Below are 23,166 nucleotides of genomic sequence, written 5' to 3'. Positions count from 1 at the left end.
TTATTGAGCGTTGTACAAAATGACCGCGGCAGTCGCCAGCAGATTCAGCAGGGTCAACGGCAGGCAAACTTTCCAGCCGAATGACATCACTTGGTCATAACGTGGGCGCGGCAAGGATGCACGGATCAGAATGAACATCACCATGAAGAAAGCCGTTTTCAGCGCAAACCAGATAAATGGCGGCAAGAACGGGCCTTGCCAGCCGCCGAAGAATAAGGTGACTATCAGTGCAGAGACAGTCACGATACCGATGTATTCACCGACGAAGAACAAACCGAATTTCATACCGGAATATTCAATGTGGTAACCATCGGCCAGTTCTTGTTCAGCTTCTGGCTGGTCAAAGGGATGACGGTGACAGACGGCAACACCCGCAATGGCAAAGGTCACAAAACCAAAGAACTGCGGGATAACATTCCAGACGTGCTCCTGAGAGTTAACAATATCCTGCATGTTAAATGAGCCAGCTTGCGCCACTACGCCCATCAAGGATAAGCCGAGGAACACTTCATAGCTCAGGGTTTGCGCGGAAGCACGCATCGCCCCTAACAGAGAATATTTGTTATTACTGGACCAACCGGCGAACAGTACAGCGTATACCGCCAGCCCCGCCATCATCAGGAAGAACAAAATACCGATATTCAGATCCGCAACCGCCCAGGTCGGGCTGACCGGGACGATGGCAAAGGAGAGCAGCAGCGAGGTAAAGGCAATCACCGGTGCCAGGGTAAAGATAGCCCGGTCGGAGAAGCGCGGTACCCAGTCTTCTTTGAAGAACATTTTGATCATGTCAGCCACCAGCTGCAATGACCCGCCCCAACCGACACGGTTTGGCCCGTAACGGTTCTGGAACAAGCCCAGCAAGCGACGCTCGCCGAAGCTCATAAATGCACCGCAAGTCACCACGACTAGCAGAATCACTACCGCTTTCAGGACAGAGATTAAAATCTCAATCAATTCAGGGGTAAACCAGCTCATAGCACTGCCTCCCGCAGATTCTCAACGCGCGCACCCACCATAATCGGTGGAATACCCGGTAAGCCAAGCGGCAAGCCGACCTGACCCTGAGCCAAGGTTTCACTCAAACGCACAGGTAGACGCAAGGTCTGACCGGCACAGTTGAACTCCACCAGCGTACCGAGGTTTACCCCGAGACGGGCCGCATCAGCAGGGTTGACCATCACATAAGGTGCTGGCATCCGCTGCTGGATGACATCTGAACGCTGAGACATCTCTTCACTACCAAACAGATGATAGTAAGGGGCAATCTGCCAGTTTTCGCCGTTGGCGGTAAAGGCGGCGGGTATAGAATCAAAGTAACCGAGCGTTCCCTCCCCTGCTTCAATCAAACGTACACCCGGATCACCAAAGCGCAGCTTGCCGCCCACTTCAGCCTGGAATTTGTTCCATGCTTGCGGTGAGTTCCAGCCCGGCGCCCAGGCAAATGGGATCTGCTGACGGTCAGCCAGTGGGCTGTTGTTCCCTTCCATTGAGAAGGCAAACGGCGTGTCGATATCTTGCGGCTGACGCGGTTCGTGCACACTGATATCCGCACGCATGGCAGTACGACCACTGTAACGGATTGGTGAACGAGCCAGTTTCTGACCACGGATACGGAAGCTGGCATCAGGTGCGGCGTCAACAATCCCTTCCAACTGCGGCAATGCTGCAACACAGGCGGCAATCACATGATCAAGCTGTGTCCAGTCTACGTGGCGGCTGGTATACGTTGAGTGCAGAGAATGCAGCCAACGCCAGCTTTCCAGCATGATACTGCGGCTTTCTGGTTTTTTCGGGTCGTCATAATAAGTTGGGTCATAAACCTGGAAGAAGCGCTGAGCGCGGCCTTCCTGATTGACCAGCGTACCGTCACTTTCAGCAAAACTGGCCGCTGACAGAATTAAGTTCGCTTTATCCATAATGGCGGTGCGTTGATGATCAACCACAATCAGGTTGGCCACTTTATCCAGCGCCGCATCAACTTTGTCTTGCGCCGCATGGCGATAGAGATCGTTTTCCATCACGATAACGCTGTCTGCATCGCCTTGAGTCAACGACTCCAGCGCTTGATCCAGAGAACCGCCGCCGATCATAGCAAGACCGATGCTGTTAGCCGCACTAGCAACGAAAGTAATACCGACATCCGAACCACGGCCTTTCAGGGCTTTCGCCACGTTAGCTGCGGCTTCAATGATGGCATCGCTGCCAGCACTGCTGCCGGTAATAATCAGTGGTTTCTTCGCACCCGCCAGGGCTTGCACGATGATATCCACTTTACCTTTCAGATTACGATCCAGGTCAGCTACTGCAGGGGCAGATTCATCCAATGCATGCGCAATGGCGAAACCTAACCGGGCCTGATCATCCACTGGCGCACGATAGTTCCATGCCGCGATATCATCCATGCGGGTGTTATCAACATTGGTGATAAACAGCGGATGTTTGGCATGCTGGCCGATGTTCATGATGGCCGCAATCTGCCAGTCAGCCACTTTCTGTGCCGCCGCCATTTCGCGGGCTTTGCCTTTCACCGCCTGACGAACTGACAGCGCAATACGGGCACCCGTCTGAGTTAAATCTTCACCCAGAATCAGCACGGCGTCGTAGCTTTCGATTTCACGTAATGCTGGCGTGTAGATACCGCCTTCGCGCAGCACTTTCAGCATCAGTTGCAGGCGTTGTTGTTCGCTTGCGGCGATGCCGGTATAGAAGTTTTCCGCACCCACCAGTTCACGCAACGCAAAGTTGCTTTCCAGACTGGCACGCGGTGAACCGATACCGATGGTTTTCTTCGCCTGACGCAGAATATCCGCCGCACCTTGCATCGCCTGTTCGGCGTTCAGGTGGATCCAGTCATTGCCACGCAATTGCTGTGGTTGACGTGGGCGGTCTTTGCGGTTGACGTAGCCATAACCAAAGCGGCCGCGGTCACACATAAAGTAGTGGTTCACGCTGCCGTTGTAGCGGTTTTCGATACGGCGCAATTCGCCATAACGTTCACCTGGGCTGGTGTTACAGCCTACACTGCACTGCTGGCAGATACTTGGCGCGAACTGCATATCCCATTTACGGTTATAACGCTCGGAATGGGTTTTATCGGTGAATACACCGGTCGGGCACACTTCTACCAGGTTACCGGAGAACTCGCTTTCCAACGTGCCGCTCTCGGTGCGACCAAAATAGACGTTATCATGCGCACCGTAGACACCAAAGTCAGTGCCATCAGCATAATCTTTGTAATAACGTACACAGCGATAACAGGCGATACAGCGGTTCATTTCATGAGAGATGAACGGGCCGAGATCCTGATTTTGGTGAGTCCGTTTGCTAAAGCGATAGCGGCGGAAACTGTGGCCGGTCATCACTGTCATATCTTGCAGATGACAGTTCCCCCCTTCTTCACAGACCGGGCAATCGTGTGGGTGGTTAGTCATCAACCATTCAACCACACTCTCACGGAACGCTTTGGCTTCACCGTCATCAATGGAAATAAAGGTTCCATCGGTGGCTGGCGTCATACAGGACATCACCAAACGCCCACGCGTGTCGTCCGCGTTTTGGTATTGCTTTACCGCACATTGGCGGCAAGCGCCGACGCTTCCCAGCGCCGGATGCCAGCAAAAGTAAGGAATATCGAGTCCCAGGGAGAGACAAGCCTGTAACAGATTGTCGGCCCCGTTTACGTCGTATTCTTTGCCGTCTACATGAATCGTAGCCATATGCATGCTTCCAAATGACCTACCTTACGGCAGGCGTTAATCCAAAATTCTGACCCCACGGCAAAACCGTAAGGGTATCTATGCTACCAGCGCGCTTTTAACAGGTTTGGTTGAATACCCGCTATGGCTCGGGTGTTGCCATAGTCTTTCGCTGCGATCCCGGCTTCGAATTCTTCCCGGAAATATTTGATCGCGCTTTGTAGTGGTTCAACCGCGCCCGGCGCATGAGCACAGAAGGTTTTGCCCGGCCCCAGGAAGCGGCAAAGCTGCTCCAGCGTCTCGATGTCGCCCGGCTGACCTTCGCCGCGCTCCAGTGCACGCAAGATCTTCACGCTCCACGGCAACCCATCGCGGCAAGGTGTACACCAGCCACAGGATTCACGGGCGAAAAACTCTTCCAGATTACGTACCAACGGAACCATACCGATCTCATGGTCTACCGCCATAGCCAAAGCAGTCCCTAAACGGCTGCCAGCTTTAGCGATATTTTCAAAGTCCATCGGTAAATCCAGGTGGTCGGCGGTCAGGAAGTCAGTCCCTGCCCCGCCCGGCTGCCAGGCTTTGAATTTCAAGCCATCGCGCATGCCACCGGCGTAATCTTCCAGAATTTCGCGAGCGGTGATACCAAACGGCAATTCCCACAGACCCGGATTTTTCACCCGGCCAGAGAAGCCCATCAGTTTGGTACCGGCATCGTTACTTTTACCGGCGGTAATCCCCTGATACCACTCCACACCATGCTCAAGAATGGCCGGAACGTTACACAGAGTTTCAACGTTGTTAACGCAAGTTGGTTTACCCCAAACACCAGAAGATGCCGGGAAAGGTGGCTTGGAACGTGGGTTGGCACGGCGGCCTTCCAGCGAGTTAATCAGTGCAGTTTCTTCACCGCAGATATAACGCCCCGCCCCGGTATGAACAATCAGCTCAAAATCAAAACCGCTGCCCATAATGTTTTTGCCCAGCAAACCCGCTTCAGTCGCTTCAGCAATGGCACGGCGCAAGTGCACGGCAGCTTCGATATATTCGCCACGCAAGAAGATGTAACCGCGGTAAGCTTTCAGCGCAAAGGCACTGATCAGCATCCCTTCCACCAACAAATGAGGCAATTGCTCCATCAGCAGGCGGTCTTTATAGGTACCCGGTTCCATCTCATCGGCGTTACACAGCAGATAGCGGATATTCATGCTTTCGTCTTTTGGCATCAGACTCCACTTCAAACCGGTGGAGAAGCCAGCACCGCCACGCCCTTTCAGGCCGGCGTCTTTGACTAAGCTAACAACATCAGGTGCTGCCATGCTTTTTAAGGCTTTTTCCGCGCCGACATAGCCGTTTTTGCTGCGATATTCATCCAGCCATACTGGCTGTTTATCATCGCGCAAACGCCAGGTCAGCGGATGCATTTCCGGTGTCCGGACAACTTCTTTGGTAAAACCTGAGTGGGTTGTCATGGATATTGCTCCAGTAACTTCTCAATATCTTCAGGCTTCAGGTAGCTGTGCGTATCGTCATCGATCATCATGGTCGGGCCACGATCACAGTTACCCAAACAGCAGGTCGGCAGCAGCGTAAAGCGGCCATCAAAGGTAGTTTGACCTGGCTGAATACTGAGTTTTTTCGAAATCGCGGCCTGGATCCCCTGATAACCGGTGATGTGGCACACCACGCTGTCACAGTAGCGGATCACATGACGCCCAACCGGTTGGCGGAAGATCTGGCTGTAGAATGTCGCCACACCTTCAACATCACTGGCGGGGATACCCAGCACTTCAGCAATGGCGTGAATCGCCCCATCCGGCACCCAGCCACGTTGTTTTTGCACAATTTTCAGTGCTTCAATTGACGCGGCGCGGGCATCTTCGTAATGGTGCTTTTCATGTTCGATAGCATCACGTTCTTCAGCACTCAACTCGAAAACTTCTGCTGTGGTCGCCGGTTCAGCCGCATTGACTGCCAGGTTCGCCACATTTTGGCTTTCGTTACCCACCTGAGTATCTTTTTGGTTGCTCATAATTAGCGGTCCACATCAGACATTACAAAATCAATACTGCCCAGATAGACGATCAAGTCAGATACCAGGCTGCCACGGATAACCGATGGGATCTGCTGCAAATGAGCATAGCTTGGTGTACGTATCCGGGTGCGATAGCTCATGGTGCTGGCGTCGCTGGTCAGATAGTAACTGTTGATCCCTTTGGTCGCTTCAACCATCTGGAATGATTCGTTAGCTGGCATCACTGGGCCCCATGAAACTTGCAGGAAGTGAGTGATCAGCGTTTCGATATGTTGCAGCGTGCGTTCTTTCGGCGGCGGAGTGGTCAGTGGGTGATCTGCCTTGAATGGGCCTTCTGGCATGTTTTTATAACATTGCTCCAGAATGCGCAGGCTTTGACGCAACTCTTCTACTTTCAGCATCACGCGGTCATAACAGTCGCCGTTGTTGCCGACGGGAACTTCGAAATCGAAGTTTTCATAGCCAGAGTACGGCCGCCATTTACGCACGTCAAACTCAACGCCAGTAGCACGTAAGCCAGCACCGGTCACCCCCCATTCCAATGCTTCTTTGGAATTGTAGGCGGCAACACCGACAGAACGCCCCTTCAGGATACTGTTCTGCAATGCCGCTTTGACGTAGGAATCCAGGCGTTTTGGCATCCAGTCAAGGAAGTCACGCAGCAGACGCTCCCAGCCACGCGGCAGGTCATGTGCCACACCACCAATACGGAACCAGGCCGGGTGCATACGGAAACCAGTAATCGCTTCTACCAAATCGTACACTTTCTGCCGGTCGGTAAAGGCGAAGAACACCGGAGTCATTGCACCGACGTCCTGGATGAACGTACTGATGTACAGCAAGTGGCTGTTGATGCGGAACAATTCAGACAACATCACGCGGATGGTTTTAACGCGATCCGGCACTTCTATGCCTGCCAGTTTTTCAACGGCCAGCACGTAAGGCATCTCGTTAACACAACCACCCAGGTACTCAATACGGTCGGTATAAGGAATGTAGCTGTGCCAAGACTGGCGCTCGCCCATCTTCTCCGCACCACGGTGGTGGTAACCCACATCTGGCACGCAGTCGACAATCTCTTCACCATCAAGCTGTAACACGATACGGAACGCACCGTGTGAAGAGGGGTGGTTCGGGCCGAGGTTAAGGAACATGAAGTCCTCATTTTCGGTCCCGCGCTTCATACCCCAATCTTCCGGTTTGAAAGTCAGTGATTCCATTTCCAGATCTTCTTTCTGCTTGGTCAGCACAAAGGGATCGAACTCGGTTGCACGGGCTGGGTAATCTTTACGCAGCGGGTGACCTTCCCAAGTCTGCGGCATCATGATGCGCGTCAGATGAGGGTGACCATCGAAGGTGATACCGAACATTTCCCAAGTTTCGCGCTCATACCAGTTGGCATTAGGGAAAATCTTGGTCGCTGTGGACACGTGCAAGTCTTTTTCAGACAGTGCCACTTTCAGCATGATATCGCGATTACGCTCAATGGAAAGCAGATGATAGAAAACAGAAAAATCCGCGTCAGGCAAGCCCTGGCGGTGGGTACGAAGGCGTTCATCTACACCATGCAAGTCAAACAGCATGACATACGGCTTCGGTTGTTTTCTCAGAAACGACATTACTTCCAGTAATTGTTCACGCTTCACCCATACCACGGGCATACCGGTACGAGTTGCCTGAACAACAAAGGCCTCTGGCCCAAAACGGTTCGACAGTTCACCAATCACCGGATCATCAAGATGGTCCCGGGTCTGCCATGCTGGCTGGGTGCTGTCGGACGTCGTTAAATCGGTCATTATTTATTCACCACACTGTTTTTTCACCACACTGAATGTGTCATTTTGTGGTCATTTGCCGCACACATGTTCTGGAAGAAAAACGGTTCTCTCCAAAAACAAATCACTTACGCACCAAAATCTTATGCCGAAAGGCACATTAGATTTCGTCAGGTGTACGCAGGTTAGTTACTGCAATTCGTTCAGCATGCTTACGTTCTCTTTCTGGCTGCATATTGGCGCGGTAAACACCTTGATCACCCACAACCCAAGAGAGAGGACGACGCTCTTTACCGATAGATTCCTGTAGCAGCAACAGTGCTTGCATATAGGCTTCCGGGCGCGGCGGGCAGCCAGGGATATACACATCTACCGGTAGGAATTTATCCACACCTTGTACTACAGAATAGATATCGTACATGCCGCCGGAGTTAGCACAGGCACCCATGGAAATAACCCATTTGGGTTCCAACATTTGTTCATACAAACGCTGAATAACTGGGGCCATCTTGGTAAAGCAGGTACCGGCCACCACCATAAAGTCGGCCTGGCGCGGGGAGGCACGCAATACTTCGGCACCGAAACGTGCCACGTCATGCACGGCGGTGAACGAGGTCACCATCTCCACATAACAGCAGGAAAGACCGAAGTTATACGGCCAAAGAGAGTTCTTACGCCCCCAGTTCACCATGTCATGCATGGCGTTCTCAAGTTTACCCATGTAAACACTACGGTGGACATGTTGCTCGAGAGGATCGCCGCTGACGGTTTCCTGAGTTTGCAGGGGGTAACGGTCGTTCTCACCGTTAGGGTCTATGCGGGTGAGCGTATAGTCCATGTTAATGCCTCGCTGTATTTATTGACCACTATACCCTTTGTACTTAGAGCCGCAGGGTTGTTAGCTGTGCACGTTCACCCCAATCACTTACCTGTCTAAAATTATAGATAAGTTCATCGGGATTTATTTGCTGGTAGCCGTACTTTCAACACCACGTTCTTTGGGTATAGCTTGCGGATGATTGCTGGCGTATTTAACTATGCTTGGTTTGCTCACGCGGCGATTAGAACGCGCAGGAGTCCAATCCAGAGCGCCAATACGCACCAGATAAACCAAACCAGCCAAGAGCACCAAAATGAAAATGGTTGCTTCGATGAAGCCTATCCAGCCGCTCTCACGGATAGAGATTGACCACGCATACAGGTACAGCGCTTCAACATCGAAAATAACGAAGAACATGGCGACCAGGTAGAACTTCGCAGACAAGCGCATGCGCGCGGAGCCTACTGAATCAATACCCGACTCATAAGGGACGTTTTTGGCACGGGCCCGAGCTCTCCCACCCAGGAAGAACGCACCTAGCAGCATCAAACCGCACAGCCCGATTGCGCCGATCAGGAATACAGCGAACGCCCAATGATGAGCGATAACTTCAGTGGTTGTTGACATACTCATTGCTTACTCATCAAAAGTGGCGTCGGACATCCTGCTCTTGTGTTGGCAGTTAGTGCACCACATCGATTCAAAGGGAAGGATAAAAACCACACAAAACACACTGTCTTTACAACTGTTTAGCCAGTGTTTTACTGTGGGCTTTTTACTCCTTTCAGTAACCTTTTGTCAACTTTGACAAAAGTAACTACAGATTAATTTACAAACGCACGATCTTACTTAACATTTGATGCGAACCAGCCAGCTTAATCGAGTCAGTAATTTGTTAAGCCAGAACATACACATATAAACCAACATGGATAGTTCCTACCAACTATACCATTGTCTCAGGAATAACCGGTTCTTCCACTCACTAGCTAGGGGTATTTTTTTGATCCAGAACACGTTTTGAGTGTTATTTCATAAATATTCGGTATAAAAAATTGTATTTTTTTATTTAAAAATAATGAAACATCGTTTTAATAAAAAAACGAATAGATAAAAATTAATATGAATATTAACCATTTTATTAATCAGGTTTATTACCTGCAATCTGCTTGAGAAAAACCTCCGTTTGTTAAATAAAACGACGTTTTACGGGTAAAATTAATCTTAACGGGTAAAAAAAGACTTTTAGCAAAAAGTGCAAACAAAAAAGCCCCTAAAATAAGGGGCTTAGAATGATTTATCCGAATGATGATTTAATGTTGATCGTCGATCAAATAATCAGAATCTAGTATTAAATCCGTGCCGGACTGTAAGCCATGTTGATGACCGGTCTGCATAGCATCGAAAATAGCCAGGGCCAATTCATTGCTACACTTGCTGTCTTTACATAACGAATAATGAGTTTCAGGCAGACGAGGTAACCCTTCAGTTTCACCCAATACGCGTAAATCAGGACTCATCATCTCAATCGGTCTGGCTGTGATGCCCACCCCAGCCCTCACTGCCGCACGAATGGCAGAAAGCGAGGAAGCAACATAAGCGATACGCCATGCAATACCGGCTCTGGTCAGATGCTCTATTGCCATATCACGGAACGGGCTTGGCTCATCCATGACAACTAAAGGTACTGATTCGCCGGGTTGGAATTGGTAATCGGCGGAGCAATACCACAGCGTCGGTGATGTTCTTAAAATCACATGAGGATGGTTGTCGACCTTGGCGGTGGTAATCGCCAGATCTGCTTCGCCATGACTCAGCATGTCAGCAATGAGCGGGCTACGTTTTACCCGCACATCGATGGCCAGCCGAGGATATAGCGTCGCCACTCGGTTTAGCAAGAAAGGCAACAGCGTATCGGCAGTATCATCAGATGCGCCGATAATGAGTGAGCCTTCTACATTGCTATACATCAGTGACGTACAAGCTTCATCGTTGAAACGTAAAATTTTTCTGGCATAGCCAAGTAACTGGAGACCATGTTCAGTGAGCAATTTGTTACGCCCGTGACGGGCAAATAACTCCTTACCTACTAACTGTTCTAACCGTTGCATTTGTTGGCTAACTGCTGACTGAGTTCGACAAACCGCTGCCGCAGCAGAGGCAAATGTATTTAAGTCAGCAACAGCTACAAAGGTTCTAAGCAGATCGAGGTCGAGATTAATTATCGGACGATTTGCATTTGTCATAGTGTATTCTTCACTTTTTTGAATTCTAATTACAAACTACCCTGGTGTTTATGTATTAGCGCGATCAATAAGGGACAACGCTAAGTATGACAGTACCCCACTCATTCGAGTAGGGCAAAAAATTTACTTATATTTCGTTACCGCTATCTCTTTTTAAAAAAACTATTGGCTGAATTCTGTCTATGTTTGTGAGTACAGTCATAAAAAAGTGCTAAATCTTCGATAAATGAAGATTTTTTTGTTTAGAAACCCTGCTTTTTGCAGCCTTTATAAAGCAGCTCATCTCCTATTTTAATTAAATTAACAAGACCAACCTATCGGTAAATATTAAAAAACATCAATATTTCTTTCGCGAAATTTCTTATCTAATTGAGAAATTTCAAGTGGTAAGATTTGATAATCGATAAGCATTTGTAAGATTAACATTAGATATTCTTAATAGTTTTCCTATTTACCAGTTTTCACCTTTTCCTCCCTCTATATATGTATGATGATATAAATTGTTGAATCCAGATTCGCAGCTTAAGACGCGACGTCATTGAGTATCGATATTCTTCCTTCCTCTCTATTTTTATCGCGCAGTGAATGGGGCTTAATTTTTATCGAAACCTATTTTTTAGCAATGCGCTCGTGCGATGAAATCTGGCAGAAGAAAACTTCAGGCAAACTCATCAATCACACATCACCCGGTAGGTTTGAGCGCAAAAACACGAGTAAAAATACCTATACTTTACGCCCAACAGTCATTTGCACTAAAGATGTGCATATAACTTCAAAAATCAACGGCGTCGGAGTACATTGGACACCTTGCAGTGTTCCACGCTGAGGACACGCTTTTACCAGCAAAAGGCTCAATTTTTTATGTCCCCCATTGAGAAATCCAGCAAACTGGACAACGTTTGTTACGACATTCGTGGCCCAGTGCTAAAAGAAGCTAAGCGTCTTGAAGAAGAAGGTAACAAGGTTCTGAAACTCAACATCGGCAACCCTGCCCCGTTTGGTTTCGATGCACCGGATGAGATTCTGGTGGATGTGATCCGTAATTTGCCGACTGCACAGGGCTATTGCGACTCCAAAGGCCTTTTTTCGGCGCGCAAAGCCATTATGCAGCACTATCAGGCACGCAATATGCGCGACCTGACGGTAGAGGATATCTACATTGGGAACGGCGTTTCTGAGCTGATCGTGCAATCCATGCAAGCATTGCTAAACCTGGGCGATGAAATGCTGGTACCGGCTCCGGACTATCCGTTATGGACGGCGGCAGTATCGCTTTCGAGCGGTAAAGCTGTGCATTATAGATGTGATGAAGGATCAGGCTGGTTCCCTGATTTGGACGATATCCGCAGTAAAATCACCCCTCGCACCCGCGGGATAGTGATTATCAACCCGAACAACCCGACTGGTGCGGTCTACAGCAAAGAATTGCTGCTGGAAATTGTCGAAATCGCTCGCCAACATAATCTGATTATTTTCGCCGATGAGATCTACGATAAGATTTTATATGACGACGCTCAGCATCATTCGATTGCCGCACTGGCACCTGACCTACTGACTGTGACTTTCAATGGTTTGTCCAAGACTTATCGTGTAGCTGGCTTCCGTCAGGGCTGGATGGTGCTGAATGGGCCGAAGAAACACGCGAAAGGGTATATTGAAGGGTTGGAAATGCTGGCATCCATGCGGTTGTGCGCTAACGTGCCCATGCAGCATGCAATTCAGACCGCATTAGGTGGCTATCAGAGTATCAGCGAGTTTATCCAACCCGGTGGCCGCTTATATGAACAACGTAACCGTGCCTGGGAGTTACTCAATGATATTCCTGGCGTTTCTTGCGTGAAGCCTCAGGGCGCGTTATACATGTTCCCGCGCATTGATAAGACGCGTTTTAACCTGAAAGACGATCAGAAATTGGTATTAGACCTTCTGTTGCAGGAAAAAGTGTTGCTGGTACAGGGCAGTGCCTTTAACTGGCCAGAGCCGGATCATGTGCGGATTGTGACATTACCGCGCGTGGATGAGTTGGAGATGGCTGTTGGGAAACTGGGGCAATTTTTGGAGACGTACCATCAGTAATTTGTTGATTTCGTGATTAGTTCGGTTGTTAAAGCACCTAAGTCAACTTAACCGCCGATGAACCAACCGGCAAAGGGGCCATAAGCGTGGCCCCTTATGCAATCCCGCGCTTGCGCGAAATATTGCCCTGCGGGTAAACCTCCCACGTCTTTCGGGCTGACGAGCCAGCGCGATTATAGCCTCTTCGAGGCTATAATCGGCCCGGTCCGTCTGCGTAATGATGAGTGAGGGAACCCACGCAGTGGGCAAGCGATACGTGCGAAGCGCGGGATTCCACAAGGGTGCGCGCCCGCACCCTTTGGCGGTTGAGGCATTGGAGGTTAGATGAGCGATGAAGCTCTAACAACCGAACCTAATCACAAGACCGAATAACAACCGAAATAGGTTCCGATCAAATCCAACATCAATCAAAACCCAATCTGATAAACTACCCCCTATTGCCTGCCTTAAAAGAACAAAAGAGAGAAAACTATGAGTCACTTCTTCGCTCACCTATCCCGCTTGAAACTCATCAACCGCTGGCCGCTGATGCGCAATGTCCGCACTGAGAATGTTTCTGAGCACAGTTTGCAGGTGGCATTTGTCGCTCATGCATTGGCTATCATCAAAAACCGGAAATTTAATGGCAACCTTAATGCCGACCGTATTGCGCTGCTGGCGATGTATCACGATGCCAGTGAAGTGATAACCGGTGATTTGCCTACCCCTATCAAGTATTACAATCCACAAATTGCTCATGAATACAAAAAGATAGAAAAAGTTGCACAACAGAAGCTGATTGAAATGCTGCCCGCCGAGTTACAACATGATTTTCGTTGTCTGCTGGATGAGCATTATTACAGCGAAGAGGAAAAAGCGCTGGTTAAACAAGCTGATGCCCTGTGTGCTTATCTCAAATGTTTGGAAGAATTATCCGCAGGTAATAACGAGTTCATCCAAGCCAAAGCGCGGCTGGAGAAAACCCTCGCCATGCGCCAAAGTCCGGAAATGGATTATTTTATGGAAGTTTTCGTCCCCAGCTTCAGCCTGTCATTAGACGAAATCAGCCTCGATTCACTGGATTAAAGTTGAAGTTGATTTTCAAAAGCACATTTGAGCTGTCGCGCGAAGAGTATAGGCAAGGAAAACGGGCAGGACGCCCGTTTTAGGCGTCACGCGGAGGGACCCGCGTAAAGCCGTCCGTCAGCCGAAACGATGAGTAAGGGGACCTGCGAAGCAGGCCGCGATACGTGCACTAGCGCGGGGATTCCACAAGGGGTCACGCGCTTGTGACCCCTTTGGCGGTTGAGGCACCAAGGGGCAAGGTGAGCACCAATCTCATATCAACCGAACTAAACACAACTCTTACCCTGTAGCATCCCAATTAAAAAGGAAAAAGTATCGGCACCACCATCACACTCACGATCATCACCAACAGGGTAAATGGCACCCCTATTCGGATAAAATCACCGAATTTATAGCCACCGGGGCCTAAAACCAGGGTATTAACCGGGGATGAAACCGGAGTCATAAAGGCCGCTGATGCAGCAATACCGATAATCATCGCGAATGGATACGGGGAAAGCGACATCTCACGAGCGGCAGCGATGGCAATGGGTGCCATCAACACCGCCGTCGCGGTATTGGAGATAAACAGCCCGATGGTGGCACACAGCACAAATAAGCACAGCAACATCACCCTTGGCCCCATGCCACCCGCGACATCCATCAAACCACGGACTATCAAATCTACCCCGCCAGTTTTTTGCAGCGCTTGTGCAAAGGGCATCATCCCGATAATCAGAATCAAACTCGGCCAATGGATTGAGCGATAGGCACTTTCCATATCAATACAGCGGAATTGCCCCATCAACAAACATGCCACCAACGCCGCTATCACATTCGGCACTTCATCAGTTAGCATCATCGCCACCATCAACGCCAGGCAGAATAAAGCATGGGGTGCTTGTGAGATAGCAGGTGCCACTTCATCAACTTCAGCCGGTAAGTTCAGCACGATAAAATCACGAGTTTTCTGCTGTAACTGTCGAATCAATTTCCAGTCGCCAATCACCAATAAGATGTCGCCAAACTGTAATTTGTCATCGACCAGTTTACCTTCCAGCGCCTTACCATTACGACGAATACCCACTACATTCAGGCCATAACGGGTACGGAAAGTGACTTCACGTAAGCTTTTTCCCAGCAGGGAGGAGTCTGGAATAAGAGAAACTTCGGCCATGCCGACGTTACGCGCCTGTTCAGAGAAATACTCACCACGCAGCACCATCGGCTCTAGCATCTGCTCAGTACAAAACTCGCGTAAATCCACATCGCAATCAGACATATCAATCAGCAAAACATCATTTTCGTGCAGCTCAGACGAACCGGTCGCACTGACCATAACTCGGCGGAAACGTTTCCAGCGTTCAATCCCGACTACGTTCGCACCATAGCGGGCACGCAGATGCAGCTCATCAAGAGAGCGGCCAATCAAAGGGGAATCGTGGCGAATTGCCAGGCGGCGGGCGCGGCCAGTAAGCTTATAATCGCGGATAAGATCACGGAAGGTACGGCGCTTCCATTGCTGCTCTTTTTCTGAACTTTCTGGCTTTCCCCCCAACCAGTGGCGGGCAACCAACATGTAGCCGACCCCCATCAGCAAAATAATAATGCCAATCGGCGTCACGCCGAAGAAGCCAAAACCTTTAATACCTTCACGCAGCAACTCACTGTTCACCACCATATTGGGTGGCGTCGCGACCAGTGTCATCATGCCGCTAATCAGCCCGGCAAAACTTAGCGGCATCATTAATCGCCCAGGTGAAATCTTCATTCGGCTGGCGACACTTAGTACTACCGGGATAAAAATCGCCACCACGCCGGTTGAGCTCATAAAGGCCCCCAATCCCGCCACAGTGACCATCAGTAACGCCAGCATTTTGGTTTCGCTGTGGCCAGCAACTTTGACCAGCCAATCCCCCACCTGATAGGCGACGCCGGTTCTTACTAACCCTTCACCAATGACAAACAATGCCGCAATCAAGATAACATTAGGGTCACTGAAGCCGCTGGTCGCCTCCCCTAATGACAGCGTTCCGCTCATGACAAAGGCAATAATGACCAATAATGCCACGACATCCATCCGCAGTTTATTGGTGGTAAACAGCACAATAGCTATCAGAAGTAGCGTCAACACCCACAATAGTTCGCTGTTCAAAATGGCCTCATTGGCAAAAAGTGAAAAGGAATATCCAGCTCAGGTAGTAAATCATCAAATTAAGACACTACCGCTGTTTGAGATCAATAATGACTGTAAATTTATGCGCTTACCATCCCACAACGGCATTAATTGTGTTTTTTTCTGAAAAATAATTAACCAATTTGTGATGCAGTATTCGCCAGTAAAAAAAACCACCAGAAACACTCCAATATTCAATAAGGTTTAACCGCCTGACTATACTGATAATACTGAGTGGCAGTCCATCATTGGGGCTATCTGGCTGGAGTGGTGAATGGTCGATATCACGGATTATCCGATTGTACTTTTTCTGCTGTCATGTGCCCTGCTATATAGTTCAGCTTATGTCGGTCAGGCCTTTTTCCGACGAGGGCGGGAGCTGGATGATAATCTTCGTGAGAATTTTACCGTCATCCAGGGGGCGATTCTCACCTTGCTGGGCCTGATTATCGGTTTTAGTTTTTCGATGGCGATCAGCCGCTATGATCTGCGCAAAAATTACGAAGAGGCGGAAGCCAACGCGATTGGAACCGAATATCTGCGCGTCGATTATTTACCAGCCGCCTCCAGTGCCGCCACCAAGGCATTGTTAATACACTATCTTGATCAACGGATACTTTTTTATACCACGCGCGATGAAAACCATCTAACAGAGATTAATAACCGAACTAATCAACTGGAAAATGCGCTGTGGGGCGAATTGCTCGGGCCGGTGAGTCAGCGCCCAGACCCTGTTATGGCGTTGGTCGTATCCGGTATGAATGATGTTTTGAACTCAGCGGGTTACACCCAAGCGGCGTGGTGGAACAGAATCCCACATGCGGCCTGGTTACTGATGCTAATTATCGCGATTTGTAGTTGTACCCTGGTAGGGTATGGCTCAAAGCAAGGTAAAAAAGGTAAGGTGATGACATTGATATTGCCGCTGGTTATCTCATTCTCTTTTATGCTCATCGCCGACATTGATAGCCCACGCGGGGGGATTATTCGGGTGAAACCACAAAACCTTCACAGCCTGGAAGACAGCTTACCGCCGCTCCCCTCAGTGCCATCGCTTCCCCAGCCGCGCTAAAAGCAAAAGAGCGCCATCAAGCGCTCTGAGGTTAACGACAAAGCTGTTGATAACTTAGTGAGTGAAGGGTTTACCGCACCTCGGGGCACTCCGGTCGCTTACGCACTTGTATTTGAAACAAAGAGCGACCCCAACGGCACGATTCCCCTTCATCTGGCTTTGTTAGCACTTTGAGAGCGCCATCAGGGCTCTCAATAACATACTCACTAAAGCGACTAGCCGATAAAGCGAACTACCGCGCCATTGGCTGTCTTTTCAACAGCAATATGTTCAAGTGAGCTGAGGACTAAATTAACTTGATCCAGTTTTGGTGTATCAGCAGGAGCATTCACAGCAATCACCTGGCAACCCGCTGCCAGCCCTGACAAAATGCCCGCTGGCGCATCTTCCACCACGATGCAATCCGCCGGAGCCAGGCCTAAACGTTCAGCACCCAGCAGGTAAGCATCAGGCATAGGTTTGCCATGTTTCACCTGTTCAGCAGTGACGAACACTTTTGGTTCAGGTAAATGGCCCGCCGCGCGGCGCGCAGAAGCAACGGGTACAGAGCCGGAAGTCACGATCGCCCACGGAATAGACAAGCTGTTCAGCCGCTCCAGTAATGACACCGCTCCCGGCAGAGCAGTTACACCATCAGTATCATTGGCTTCAATCTGCTCTAAAGCCAAAAACTCTGCTTGCAGTTCGGCATCACTCGCACCCGGCATAAAATGACGAAGAGAGGTAATTGCTTGTTTCCCATGGATAAATTCCAGCACTTCCGATGGATCAATGCCGCGACCTTGCGCCCAGCCAATCCAGGCTCGCTCCACAGCAGGTAGTGAATCAACCAGAGTCCCATCCAAATCAAAAAGAAAACCTTTACACTCCACAAGCACATCCTCGTTAGTCAATCCAGGTCTTGATCATTACGCGCTATCAGGCATTGATAATTTGCGAAATCTCAACAGCACTCAAATGATACTGGCGCGGGCATGATTGCCAGATAGCCAGCATCCGTTGGTATTTGTCCCACATTGGGGTTTGGGAATTGAAACCGTGCGTTCCTGAGTCAAAATGGGTATAGCGGCCTTCGGTATTCACCATAAAGCGCACATAACTCAGGTAACGCGATTCAGTAGCAGCATCAAAACCAAGGAACGCAATACGGCGCTCATCTAAATCTTGTTTGTCCTTCAGGTTACCCCAAGAGACTTGCAGCGCGTGATGCATCTCCATGATATTAATGATAGTACGGCAAGTATCTTCGCTCATTTCACCAAAATCACGGTCCAGTTCACGCATCTGCAAACCAAAGCCACGTTCGACGATGGTTTGCTGGCGGCGATAGCGCTCAGCGTTTTCCGGATCCAGCATGGTCATCATTTTGTACTGATTCGACAGAATCAGTCGTTGGGCGTTTGTCATATCCATCACTAAACTCCTAAGACATAAATAATGAGGAAATCATCGCATACAGAGTTGGGCCATACTTTGATTTGACAGGGGATTTTACGCTGCTGTTTATTAGATACATAAAAAGCCCCCAGTTACGGATAAAGCCCCGGTATGGATTCACGACATAGCCCAATGCCCAATCAAAGGCCACTGTTATAAATCATCAAGAAATGTTTTATCCAGTTGCTTGAAGGCGCGTTTAAGCACGTCGGCCAAAGATTGGTAAGTCGGCGTTTGTTCAATCGGCGCGACAGCTTGCCCGGCTTCAGTCAATTTATTCCGCACCTCGTGGAACCACTGCAATAATGTTGGCGGTAACGGCGTAATAGCACGTTTACCTAACCACCATAATCCTTGCAGCGGTAAACCGCAGGCAAACAATGCGGTGGCAATGGCTGGCCCTAATTGCCCGCCCAGAGCTATCTGCCAGGTCAGCGTAAATATAGCCAACGGCGGCATAAAGCGGATACCAAAGCGGGTCGCGGTCGCCACACGATTCTCGGGAAACACCGGCGCCAGGCGTTTGTCAGCCGGCCAGGTCTTCATATAATGCTGGCCGCGTTGCAGTACCTGAAACCAACTTACGGTATCAGAGGGTTTTGTTGTCATGGCTCACCTCAACTTCACAAGCAAAAATTAAAATTTTTTTTGTAATCCACTAACTAAAAATTAGTCTGTTAAATATATTTTGTTTTTAGGCGGCGCTATCGGTATCCTAGTCCGGCCTTTTGGCCGCTAGAAGATGACGCTAAATATGTCAAATTTTTGCAGCATTTAAATCAATTTTGTTAAATCGCGCAGGTTTTTACCACCAGGCATTAACGTTCTATCAGCGATTTTTCCATCATCATGCCTTTTTCGCTATCGCATGATGTTAATCATTAATGTCAACGCCAATATGCGCTACGCTTTTGGACAGATTGACGTTTTATTAACCACGTGTTTTTCGCTGTTTTTGTCCTCTCGATGCAATATAGGTATCGGTCATGCAAAAACAAATGTCGAACACGACTATAAATAGGTACTTCCATGTCGAGTAAGCTAGTACTGGTTCTTAACTGCGGTAGCTCTTCCCTAAAATTTGCTATCATCGACGCGACCAATGGTGAAGAACACCTCTCTGGTTTAGCCGAATGCTTCCACCTGCCGGAAGCCCGTATCAAATGGAAACTGGACGGCAGCAAACAGGAAGCAGCATTGGGTGCTGGTGCAGCACACAGCGAAGCACTGAATTTCATTGTTAAGACTATTCTGGCACAAAAACCAGAGCTTTCCGCTCAGTTGACGGCTATCGGTCACCGTATTGTTCATGGTGGCGAGAAATTCACTGCATCAGCTATCGTTACCGAAGAAGTTATTCAGGGTATCAAAGATTCCATCCCGTTTGCACCTCTGCATAACCCAGCGCACCTGATCGGTATCGCTGAAGCATTGAAATCCTTCCCGAATCTGGCTGATAAAAATGTTGCAGTCTTTGACACTGCCTTCCACCAGACCATGCCGGAAGAGTCTTATCTCTACGCCCTGCCATACAACTTATACAAAGAGCACGGTATCCGTCGCTATGGCGCACACGGCACCAGCCACTTCTACGTAAGCCAGGAAGCAGCAAAAACCCTGAACAAACCACTGGAAGAACTGAACGTGATTACTTGCCATTTGGGCAACGGCGGCTCAGTCACTGCAGTGCGTAACGGTAAATGTGTTGATACTTCTATGGGCCTGACGCCACTGGAAGGTCTGGTCATGGGCACCCGTAGTGGTGATATCGACCCAGCTATCATTTTCCATCTGTATGATGCGATGGGCATGAGCATGGAACAAATCAGCAAACTGTTGACCAAAGAATCTGGCCTGTTGGGCCTGACTGAAGTCACCAGCGACTGCCGTTATGTTGAAGACAACTACGAAACCAAAGCCGATGCACGCCGCGCAATGGATGTGTTCTGTCACCGTCTGGCGAAATACATCGGTGCTTACACTGCATTGATGGACGGTCGTCTGGATGCAGTGGTATTCACCGGCGGTATCGGTGAGAACGCAGCAATGGTGCGTGAACTGACCTTGGACAAACTGGGCCTGTTGGGCTTTGAAATTGACCATGAACGCAACCTGGCAGCACGCTTCGGTAAATCAGGCACCATCACCAAAGATGGCAGCCGTCTGGCTCTGGTTATCCCGACCAACGAAGAACTGGTCATCGCACAAGACGCCGCCCGTCTGACCGCGTAAGAATCCTTAACACCGTCAGCCAAGGCTGGCGGTGTTGCTTTTGACTAACGAGCAACCGTAAAGAGGTTTAGCCGTGTCCCGTACAATAATGTTGATCCCTACCGGCACCAGCGTTGGTTTAACCAGCGTCAGCTTGGGTGTCATCCGTTCCATGGAACAAAAAGGCGTACGCCTGAGCGTATTCAAGCCAATCGCACAGCCACGTGCTGGTAACGATGCTCCTGACCAAACCACCACCATCATTCGCGCGAACTCCAGCATCCCTGCTGCCGAGCCGCTGAATATGAATCATGTGGAAAACTTGCTGAGTTCTAACCAGCAAGATGTGTTAATGGAAGAGATTGTTGCCCGTTACCACGAAAACACCAAAGACGCCGAAGTGGTTCTGGTGGAAGGTTTAGTGCCAACGCGCAAACATCAATTTGCCAATGCGCTGAACTACGAAATTGCCAAAACGCTGAACGCGGAAATCGTGTTTGTTATTGCGCTGGGTAATGATTCACCAGACCAATTGAAAGAGCGTATCGAACTGGCTCGTTCCAGCTTCGGTGGCAGCAAAAACAAAAATATCACCGGCGTTATCATTAACAAACTGAATGCGCCAGTTGATGAGCAAGGCCGTACCCGCCCTGACCTGTCTGAAATCTTTGATGATTCCACCAAGGCCAGTGTGGCGAGCATCGATCCAAAACAGCTGTTTGCCAACAGCCCGCTGCCTGTTCTGGGTTGCGTGCCATGGAGCTTCGAGCTGATTGCAACCCGTGCAATTGATATGTGTAAGCACCTGAATGCACGCATTATTAACGAAGGCGATATCAAAACCCGCCGCGTTAAATCGGTGACATTCTGTGCGCGCAGTATTCCACACATGCTGGAACACTTCCGCCCAGGTTCTCTGCTGGTGACCTCAGCAGACCGCCCAGACGTGTTGGTTTCTGCTTGTTTGGCAGCCATGAATGGCGTTGAAATCGGTGCCATTCTGCTGACTGGCGGTTACGCCATTGATGAGCCAATCAAAAAGCTGTGTGATCGTGCCTTCCAAACTGGCCTGCCAGTATTTATGGTTGATACCAATACTTGGCAGACCTCTCTGAGCCTGCAAAGCTTCAATCTGGAAGTCCCGGCAGATGACCATGAACGTGTTGAGAAGCTGCAAAACTACGTTGCCAGCCATATCAGCAGTGAGTGGATTGATTCTCTGAGCGCCACATCCGAACGTTCACGTCGCCTGTCTCCTCCAGCATTCCGTTATGAGTTGACCGAGTTGGCACGTAAAGCCGGCAAACGTATCGTGCTGCCAGAAGGTGATGAGCCACGTACAGTTAAAGCTGCGGCTATCTGTGCTGAACGCGGTATCGCGACTTGTGTGCTGTTGGGTAATCCAGAAGAGATCCAACGTGTTGCTGCGGCTCAAGGTGTTGAGCTGGGCAAAGGCGTTGAAATCATCGATCCAGTTGCGGTGCGTGAGCAGTATGTGCCACGTCTGGTAGAACTGCGTAAGAGCAAGGGCATGACCGAAGTGGTTGCTCGTGAGCAACTGGAAGACAACGTGGTTCTCGGCACGCTGATGCTGGAGAAAGGCGAAGTTGATGGTCTGGTGTCTGGTGCTGTTCATACCACTGCAAACACTATCCGCCCACCGTTGCAGTTGATCAAAACCGCGCCGGGCAGTTCACTGGTTTCTTCTGTGTTCTTCATGCTGCTGCCTGACCAGGTTCTGGTTTACGGTGACTGCGCGATTAACCCAGATCCAACTGCTGAGCAACTGTCAGAAATTGCTATCCAATCTGCTGATTCTGCGGCGGCATTCGGTATCGAACCGCGTGTAGCGATGATCTCTTACTCCACCGGCAACTCTGGTGCAGGTAGCGATGTAGAAAAAGTGCGTGAAGCAACTCGTCTGGCACAGGAAAAACGCCCGGACCTGATCATTGATGGTCCGTTGCAGTATGACGCGGCAATCATGGCAGATGTGGCTAAATCCAAAGCACCTAACTCGCCAGTTGCCGGTAAAGCGACTGTGTTCATCTTCCCTGATTTGAACACCGGTAACACCACCTATAAAGCGGTACAACGTTCTGCTGACCTGATCTCCATCGGGCCGATGCTGCAAGGCATGCGCAAACCAGTTAACGACTTGTCCCGTGGCGCGTTGGTAGACGATATCGTCTATACCGTAGCGCTGACCGCAATTCAATCGGCTCAGGCTGACGCATCTTAATTTCACAATTAAGTATGTATAAGAAATACCAACGCCAGCCTTGTGCTGGCGTTTTTATTGCGGGCTTTTTATTGTGTTCGGGCAAGCACGGGCACAAAAAAACCGCCATAAAGACGGTTTTTCTGCGCTGGTCCGGTAAGCGGCCTTTCCAGCAGGTTTGTATTGCCGTTGTAACGCAAGCACTCCCCCGTGTTGGGCATATTGTCTTGCTTAGGAGTGGCTGTCAAGTTTTTAACAACCCAAACATTAGTGTACACTCGCGTCGGGCCTTTTCGCCGTCTTAAGCAAGCGGGCATCGGTTTAAGGAAAGGAGTTCCAACGGCCGTAAACACAGGCA

16 protein-coding genes and 1 pseudogene are annotated in these 23,166 nt (G+C 49.6%); 5 read left to right on the top strand and 12 right to left on the bottom strand.

Annotated features, from left to right (window positions below; translation table 11 throughout):
- From nuoH to rovM, 8 genes and pseudogenes are all read right to left on the bottom strand, one after another.
- The gene (gene nuoH, locus HU019_RS06345; protein WP_005159221.1) at positions 1–978 is read right to left on the bottom strand and encodes an NADH-quinone oxidoreductase subunit NuoH; all 978 of its coding nucleotides are present in this window, start codon (positions 976–978) and stop codon (positions 1–3) included.
- Positions 975–3,719, bottom strand: coding sequence for an NADH-quinone oxidoreductase subunit NuoG (gene nuoG, locus HU019_RS06340; protein WP_174846947.1), 2,745 nt, complete (start codon positions 3,717–3,719; stop codon positions 975–977). The genes nuoH and nuoG overlap by 4 nt, the downstream gene beginning before the upstream one ends.
- 83 nt (positions 3,720–3,802) lie before the next feature.
- Positions 3,803–5,170 (bottom strand): NADH-quinone oxidoreductase subunit NuoF, encoded by a 1,368-nt coding sequence (gene nuoF, locus HU019_RS06335; RefSeq protein ID WP_174846946.1) that lies wholly within the window; start codon positions 5,168–5,170, stop codon positions 3,803–3,805.
- Positions 5,167–5,666, bottom strand: a pseudogene (gene nuoE / locus HU019_RS06330) (NADH-quinone oxidoreductase subunit NuoE). Before nuoE ends, nuoF begins: the two are co-directional and overlap by 4 nt.
- A gap of 66 nt (positions 5,667–5,732) precedes the next feature.
- Positions 5,733–7,529: an NADH-quinone oxidoreductase subunit C/D gene (nuoC, locus tag HU019_RS06325; protein WP_174846945.1), complete on the bottom strand. Its 1,797-nt coding sequence runs from the start codon at positions 7,527–7,529 to the stop codon at positions 5,733–5,735.
- 139 nt (positions 7,530–7,668) lie between these two features.
- Positions 7,669–8,346: a NuoB/complex I 20 kDa subunit family protein gene (locus HU019_RS06320; RefSeq protein WP_002210278.1), complete on the bottom strand. Its 678-nt coding sequence runs from the start codon at positions 8,344–8,346 to the stop codon at positions 7,669–7,671.
- A gap of 123 nt (positions 8,347–8,469) precedes the next feature.
- Positions 8,470–8,961, bottom strand: coding sequence for an NADH-quinone oxidoreductase subunit NuoA (gene nuoA / locus HU019_RS06315; RefSeq protein ID WP_174846944.1), 492 nt, complete (start codon positions 8,959–8,961; stop codon positions 8,470–8,472).
- Between the two features lie 677 nt (positions 8,962–9,638).
- Positions 9,639–10,571, bottom strand: a complete 933-nt coding sequence (gene rovM / locus HU019_RS06310) for a virulence transcriptional regulator RovM (RefSeq protein ID WP_174846943.1) — start codon at positions 10,569–10,571, stop codon at positions 9,639–9,641.
- An 861-nt stretch (positions 10,572–11,432) separates the two neighbouring features.
- Here rovM and HU019_RS06305 point away from each other — a divergent pair.
- The gene (locus HU019_RS06305; protein WP_174846942.1) at positions 11,433–12,647 is read left to right on the top strand and encodes a pyridoxal phosphate-dependent aminotransferase; all 1,215 of its coding nucleotides are present in this window, start codon (positions 11,433–11,435) and stop codon (positions 12,645–12,647) included.
- Between the two features lie 471 nt (positions 12,648–13,118).
- Positions 13,119–13,712, top strand: a complete 594-nt coding sequence (gene yfbR, locus HU019_RS06300) for a 5'-deoxynucleotidase (protein WP_005276407.1) — start codon at positions 13,119–13,121, stop codon at positions 13,710–13,712.
- 298 nt (positions 13,713–14,010) lie between these two features.
- Here yfbR and HU019_RS06295 read toward each other — a convergent pair whose 3' ends face one another.
- A complete protein-coding gene (locus HU019_RS06295) occupies positions 14,011–15,846 on the bottom strand; it encodes an SLC13 family permease (RefSeq protein WP_174846941.1) in 1,836 nt (611 codons plus the stop codon).
- Positions 15,847–16,141: 295 nt separating this feature from the next.
- Here HU019_RS06295 and HU019_RS06290 point away from each other — a divergent pair, with 295 nt between their 5' ends.
- Entirely contained in the window at positions 16,142–16,939 is a 798-nt protein-coding gene (locus tag HU019_RS06290) for a bestrophin-like domain (RefSeq protein ID WP_174846940.1), read from the top strand.
- 215 nt (positions 16,940–17,154) lie between these two features.
- Here HU019_RS06290 and HU019_RS06285 read toward each other — a convergent pair whose 3' ends face one another.
- From HU019_RS06285 to yfbV, 3 genes are all read right to left on the bottom strand, one after another.
- Positions 17,155–17,811 (bottom strand): sugar phosphatase, encoded by a 657-nt coding sequence (locus tag HU019_RS06285; protein ID WP_174846939.1) that lies wholly within the window; start codon positions 17,809–17,811, stop codon positions 17,155–17,157.
- A gap of 46 nt (positions 17,812–17,857) precedes the next feature.
- Positions 17,858–18,352: a YfbU family protein gene (locus HU019_RS06280; RefSeq protein ID WP_174846938.1), complete on the bottom strand. Its 495-nt coding sequence runs from the start codon at positions 18,350–18,352 to the stop codon at positions 17,858–17,860.
- Between the two features lie 177 nt (positions 18,353–18,529).
- Complete coding sequence (gene yfbV, locus HU019_RS06275; RefSeq protein ID WP_174846937.1) at positions 18,530–18,985, bottom strand: terminus macrodomain insulation protein YfbV; 456 nt, start codon at positions 18,983–18,985, stop codon at positions 18,530–18,532.
- Positions 18,986–19,405: 420 nt separating this feature from the next.
- Here yfbV and ackA point away from each other — a divergent pair, with 420 nt between their 5' ends.
- Both ackA and pta read left to right on the top strand, forming a co-directional pair.
- Positions 19,406–20,608: an acetate kinase gene (gene ackA / locus HU019_RS06270; RefSeq protein ID WP_174846936.1), complete on the top strand. Its 1,203-nt coding sequence runs from the start codon at positions 19,406–19,408 to the stop codon at positions 20,606–20,608.
- A gap of 88 nt (positions 20,609–20,696) precedes the next feature.
- Complete coding sequence (gene pta / locus HU019_RS06265; protein WP_174847131.1) at positions 20,697–22,829, top strand: phosphate acetyltransferase; 2,133 nt, start codon at positions 20,697–20,699, stop codon at positions 22,827–22,829.
- Positions 22,830–23,166 lie beyond the last annotated feature (337 nt).

It is taken from the genome of Yersinia artesiana (assembly GCF_902726545.1).
Taxonomy (GTDB): Bacteria; Pseudomonadota; Gammaproteobacteria; order Enterobacterales; family Enterobacteriaceae; genus Yersinia; species Yersinia artesiana.
Note: the sequence above shows the minus strand (reverse complement) of the source record. Positions and strands in the feature narration are given on the sequence as shown.

What these genes read in the sequence shown, in the direction of transcription:
- pta (WP_174847131.1), top strand. Translation starts at nt 20,697, where the DNA reads ATGTTGATCCCTACCGGCACCAGCGTTGGTTTAACCAGCGTCAGCTTG.
- nuoG (WP_174846947.1), bottom strand. Translation starts at nt 3,719, where the DNA reads ATGGCTACGATTCATGTAGACGGCAAAGAATACGACGTAAACGGGGCC.
- yfbV (WP_174846937.1), bottom strand. Translation starts at nt 18,985, where the DNA reads ATGACAACAAAACCCTCTGATACCGTAAGTTGGTTTCAGGTACTGCAA.
- ackA (WP_174846936.1), top strand. Translation starts at nt 19,406, where the DNA reads ATGTCGAGTAAGCTAGTACTGGTTCTTAACTGCGGTAGCTCTTCCCTA.
- nuoA (WP_174846944.1), bottom strand. Translation starts at nt 8,961, where the DNA reads ATGAGTATGTCAACAACCACTGAAGTTATCGCTCATCATTGGGCGTTC.
- HU019_RS06305 (WP_174846942.1), top strand. Translation starts at nt 11,433, where the DNA reads ATGTCCCCCATTGAGAAATCCAGCAAACTGGACAACGTTTGTTACGAC.
- HU019_RS06290 (WP_174846940.1), top strand. Translation starts at nt 16,142, where the DNA reads ATGGTCGATATCACGGATTATCCGATTGTACTTTTTCTGCTGTCATGT.
- rovM (WP_174846943.1), bottom strand. Translation starts at nt 10,571, where the DNA reads ATGACAAATGCAAATCGTCCGATAATTAATCTCGACCTCGATCTGCTT.
- nuoH (WP_005159221.1), bottom strand. Translation starts at nt 978, where the DNA reads ATGAGCTGGTTTACCCCTGAATTGATTGAGATTTTAATCTCTGTCCTG.
- nuoC (WP_174846945.1), bottom strand. Translation starts at nt 7,529, where the DNA reads ATGACCGATTTAACGACGTCCGACAGCACCCAGCCAGCATGGCAGACC.
- yfbR (WP_005276407.1), top strand. Translation starts at nt 13,119, where the DNA reads ATGAGTCACTTCTTCGCTCACCTATCCCGCTTGAAACTCATCAACCGC.
- nuoF (WP_174846946.1), bottom strand. Translation starts at nt 5,170, where the DNA reads ATGACAACCCACTCAGGTTTTACCAAAGAAGTTGTCCGGACACCGGAA.
- HU019_RS06280 (WP_174846938.1), bottom strand. Translation starts at nt 18,352, where the DNA reads ATGGATATGACAAACGCCCAACGACTGATTCTGTCGAATCAGTACAAA.
- HU019_RS06320 (WP_002210278.1), bottom strand. Translation starts at nt 8,346, where the DNA reads ATGGACTATACGCTCACCCGCATAGACCCTAACGGTGAGAACGACCGT.